General features: G+C 68.3%; 2 protein-coding genes and 1 pseudogene. 2 read left to right on the forward strand and 1 reads right to left on the reverse strand.

Translation table 11 applies throughout. The features are described from left to right. The coding region (locus D471_RS0105135) for an amino acid permease (protein WP_017597638.1) at nt 1-1,358 on the reverse strand (1,358 nt) is incomplete at its 3' end. 574 nt (nt 1,359-1,932) lie between these two features. Here D471_RS0105135 and D471_RS33095 point away from each other — a divergent pair. Beyond that, nucleotides 1,933-2,385: pseudogene (locus tag D471_RS33095) on the forward strand (LuxR C-terminal-related transcriptional regulator); the annotation flags it as partial. A 123-nt stretch (nt 2,386-2,508) separates the two neighbouring features. Continuing rightward, nucleotides 2,509-3,270, forward strand: coding sequence for a class I SAM-dependent methyltransferase (locus tag D471_RS0105150; protein WP_017597641.1), 762 nt, complete (start codon nt 2,509-2,511; stop codon nt 3,268-3,270). Nucleotides 3,271-3,339 lie beyond the last annotated feature (69 nt).

Genomic DNA, 3,339 nt, shown 5'->3' on the forward strand with positions numbered 1-3,339 from the left:
AACTCCTCGGGGCTGGTGCGCCCCTCCATGCCGAGCACCGACTCACTGACCGGAGTCGACCCCCACCGCTTGCGGACCTCGAACGCCACCACGGCCACGACCACCGAACCCAGGCTGGCGAAGAGCGCCTGGCGCTGGTCCGGGATCGCCGCCATCGCCACCGCGATCGCGATCAACCCCGCCAACACCACCCAGGTCAGATACGGAAAACCCCACATGCGCAGCGTCAGACGCTCAGGGGCGCGCCGCCGCACACGCCGACCCACGACCAACTGCGAGGCGCAGATGGTCACGAACAACACCAGCAGGATCGCACCGATCGAGGCGACCAGGAACCCGAACACCTTGCCCGGCAGCAGGTACTCGGCCACCACGGCCACATACCCCACCACCGTGCCCAACACGATCGCGCGCGCGGGAACACCACGCTTGGTGGTCCGGCTCAGCGCCCGAGGGGCATCACCCTGACGGGAGAGCGCGAACAGCATGCGCGAGGTGGTGTACATCGCGGCGTTGAGCACGCTCAACACCGCAACCAGCACCACGACCTCCATGATCACGGCGGCACCGGGCACCCCCACCGTCTCCATCACCACCACGAAGGGGCTGCGCTCCAGGTCGGTGGTGTTCCACGGCACCACCATCACCACCACCACGATGGAAGCCAGGTAGAACAGGCCGATGCGCCACAACACGTTGGTGATGGCCGAGGCCACCCCCCGCTCGGGCTCATCGCTCTCACCAGCGGCGATGGTGATGATCTCCACGCCACCGAAGGCGAAGAGCACCACCACCGTCGCGGCCAGCACCGCCACCCACCCGTTGGGGGCGAACCCGCCGTGCTCCCACAGGTTGGCCACGTGCGATCCGCCCGAGCCACTCCACAGCCCCAGCGCCCACAACCCGCCGATGAGCAAGAACGCCACGATCGTGCCGACCTTGACCAGCGAGAAGAACGACTCGGTCTCGGCGAACACCCGAACCGAGATCAGGTTGGCCACCGTCATCGACAACAGCACCAACAGGGCCAGCAGCCACTGGGGCAGGTTCACCCACTGGCCCAGGATCGAGGCCCCGGCCACCGACTCGGCGGCCACCAGCACCGCATACAGCCACCAGTAGATCCAACCGATGGTGAACCCGGCGCGCGGCCCGAAGGCCAACCGGGCGTAGTCGGAGAAGGCCCCGCCCGCCGGAACGGACACCACCATCTCGCCCAACGCCCGCAGGGTGAGAAAGACCAGTGCCCCGGCCAGGGCGTAGGAGAACACCGCGGCCGGACCGGCGGTGTGGATGACCGCCCCCGACCCGATGAACAGCCCCGCGCCCACGGAACCACCGATCGCGATCAGTGCCATATGCCGGCGGCGCAGCGTGTGGGCCAGCCCCGACTTGGTCGTGTGTGCCGCTTGTGGCGGCGTCGAACTACGTGTCACTTGCCCCACCATAGGACGAAAGGTTCATCACATTTTCCACTGACCCCGGTAAACACCACCGAACCAGCACAATGTGACGTGAGTCATACACCGGCGATGACCCTCCACCCCGCACCCGAGATGGCACCACCCCTGCAACACACCACCACCCCCACACCATGCCCACACCAACTGAGAAACACCCCACTCACCCACCGAGGGCAGGCACACCCCCACCCCCTGTGCCGCCATCACCCCGTGCGCACCCTCACCCACCCACTCACCAGCGCCCACACCCACCGCCGCTGGGTCCACCTCATCATCGCCGACGCCGCCCGCACCGCCACCGCCGACCTCGACCACGCCCTGGGCGTCCTTCGCGAAGACACCCCCACCCCCCGCACACCCCCACCGGCGGCCCCGCCCACGTACCCGCCCTGCTCTCCCGCGAGACCTACCGCATCACCCAAGAAGCCCTCACCAACACCCTGCGCCACGCCCCCACCAACCCATCACCCTCACCCAGACCCTGGACCACCCGCCCCGCGTCATCGTCGTCACCACCTTCGACAACGACGACTACGTCTGGGGCGCCCTACGCGCCGGAGCCACCGGATTCCTCCTCAAACGCACCCCGCCCGAGGACATCCTCGCCGCCATCCGCATCGTCCACCACGGCCAGACCCTGCTCTTTCCCACCGCCCTACGCGCCCTGGCCGCCACCCAACCCGCCGCCCCCACACCCGCGGCCCGCGCCGTGGCCACCCTCACCGAACGCGAAGCCCAAACCCTCACCCTCATGGCCCAAGGCCTGACCAACGCCGAAATCGCCACCCACCTGCACCTAGGCCTGCAGACCATCAAGACCCACGTCTCCAACACCCTGGCCAAACTCGGCGTCCGCGACCGCACCCAAGCCGTCATCGCCGCCTACGACTCCGGCCTCATCACACCCGGCACCCGCCCCTAAACCGCCCCCAAACCCCACGACACACCCCCACCACCGCAAAACAGCAAAGCCCGTAACGGGACCCCACCACACTGTTACGGTCGGCAGCCACCGACCACCCGCACACGACCACGGGACCGCCCCATGCCGACCGCGCCAGCCATCGACCTCGACCACATCAGCGGCCTCTACCGCACCCACCGCGACGACCTGGCGCGCGTCCGCGACCAACAACGCGACCACCACACCAACGCCGACCCCACCATGACCCCCCAACTCGACGACATCGAAGCCGAGATCACCTACCTCCTCCTACGCCAGACCACCCCCGCCCACACCGTGGAGATCGGCACCTACTACGGCTGGTCCACCACCTGGATCCTGTCCGCCCTGCGCGACAACGGCACCGGACACCTGCACTCCTTCGACATCGTCGACCACGCCCCCCAATACGTCCCCGACCACCTGGCCGCCGACCGCTGGACCTTCACCAAGGGCGACATACGCACCCGCACCGACCACCTGCCCCCACACATCGACTACCTGTTCATCGACGCCGCCCACAACGGCCGCTTCGCCCGCTGGTACACCCACCACCTGCTGCCCACACTCGCCCCCCACACCCCCGTCAGCGTCCACGACGTCTTCCACCAACGCCACGCCCTGCCCTTCACCGAAGGCGCCGTCATCCTCAAATGGCTCACCAACAACACCACCCCCTTCTTCACCGCCTCCGCGGCCCGCGCACCCCACACACACCAGGCCATCCAGGACCTGAAAAAGGAACTCGACCTGCACACCCCCGTACGCACCGGCCGCCGCAACCCGATGATCTACTTCCGCCAGCCCACCCAACCCCGCCCCACCACACCCCTGAACACCCACCACCGCACCCACACCCCCTGACACGACACACGGCCGGGACGGTCACACACACCGCCCCGGCCGTGTTCCTCCAGGCCCGCCGCTTCGCTT

Origin of the sequence: Nocardiopsis lucentensis DSM 44048 (genome assembly GCF_000341125.1) — a bacterium.
GTDB lineage: Bacteria > Actinomycetota > Actinomycetes > Streptosporangiales > Streptosporangiaceae > Nocardiopsis > Nocardiopsis lucentensis.